This is a genomic window from Lysinibacillus sp. VIII_CA (genome assembly GCF_049943995.1).
Classification (GTDB): Bacteria; Bacillota; Bacilli; order Bacillales_A; family Planococcaceae; genus Lysinibacillus; species Lysinibacillus pinottii.
Map to the genome: position 1 here is coordinate 1 of NZ_JBNFXM010000063.1, position 1,461 is coordinate 1,461.

The following is a 1,461-nucleotide window of genomic DNA, read 5'->3' on the forward strand; positions in this document are numbered from 1 at the left end:
GTTTCGTTCACTAGCTAGGCTAGCTACTTAAAACTTTATTGATTACGTTTTGCTTGTTCAGTTTTCAAGGTTCATTTTTAAGTTCACTGCTTTGTTAAGAGTTAACTTTTATATAATAACATGTTTTATATTGTTTGTCAAACAGTTATTTTATTTTTATATTTTAGTAGCTGCATATCTCAACAGCAACTTTTATATAATAACATGCTTATTATTAATGGTCAATAGTTATTATAATTGTTTTTTATAATCTTAATCGTGGCCAGTTTCGTAAAAATTGTATGGTACGATTTCTTCCTATTTCTAAGAGCGTTTCTTTTGTTTCCTCATTTAAATCGAACTGCGTAGCACTATAATCTTCTACAGGAATAAAAATTATATCTCTTTCATGTCTTCTTGATATATATCTTTCATCATGTGCATCTTTCATAGTTGAAAATAATGCTTCAAACAAATTCAAACCATTTTTTATTTCATGAGGACATTGTTCCTCTCTCCGTCTGCTTAATTTAAGTCCTAAAATTGGTCGTACTTTTCTTCCCTCCCTATCGTCAAAAATCCATAATGGAAAATTACTTAATACACCACCATCCACAATTATTGATTCACCTTTTCCAGTCTTTAATGTAACTGGTTCGAAGAAAAATGGTATACCACAGCTCATACGTAAGGCGCAGGCAACCGAAAAATTCTTAGCATCAATTTCATACTTGTGTAAATCATCTGGTAATACAATCATTCTACCATTGGTTAGATCTGACGCGACTAACTTTAAAGAATCTTTAGGTAGATCTCCAAAAGTATACACCCCTTTTTCGGCCAGCTTTTTGAAGAACCACTTTTCTAATGCCTTTCCTTTATACAGACCTAAATGATTATAAACATTTATCCATTTCATAAAAGGGAAAGGTAATATTGTTCTTCTAGAATCCAGTAATGAAGGTACGTCTAACTCTTCAAGCATCATTTCGATTTCTCTACCGCTATATCCTGCAGCAATGAACGCAGCTAAAATTGCTCCTGCACTTGTACCAGCAACACGTTTAAAACGGAAATTTTCATCTTCTAGTACTTGATATGCTCCGACAAGGGCAAAACCCTTCAAACCTCCTCCAGAAAAAACACCATCAATCCACATAATTCCCTCTCCCTTTTCCCGTAATCTTTACATTATAAGAATCCAAATAGATGATTAGAACTAAAATTTGTATTTTAATGTCGAAGACAGTCTATTGCCGAAAAGGGAATTATTTATAATATTGAGGAAAATAATACGATTTCATAGATAGGTATCCTCTTTTAGAAATCTGGAAGTTATATAGCATCAATTTAATTTTGTCATTTACTAAATTTAAACGTATTTCATATGAAATAAAAAAACAGCCAGCACACAGCTGACTGTTTTTGTTGCCTAGCGACGTCCTACTCTCACAGGGGGAAGCCCCCAACTACCATCGGCGC

1 protein-coding gene is annotated in these 1,461 nt (G+C 33.2%); it reads right to left on the reverse strand.

Annotated features, from left to right (window positions below):
* Window positions 1-244 precede the first annotated feature (244 nt).
* Window positions 245-1,138, reverse strand: coding sequence for a patatin-like phospholipase family protein (locus tag ACP3VS_RS24165; RefSeq protein ID WP_012291836.1), 894 nt, complete (start codon window positions 1,136-1,138; stop codon window positions 245-247).
* Window positions 1,139-1,461 lie beyond the last annotated feature (323 nt).

What these genes read in the sequence shown, in the direction of transcription:
- ACP3VS_RS24165 (WP_012291836.1), bottom strand. Translation starts at nt 1,138, where the DNA reads ATGTGGATTGATGGTGTTTTTTCTGGAGGAGGTTTGAAGGGTTTTGCC.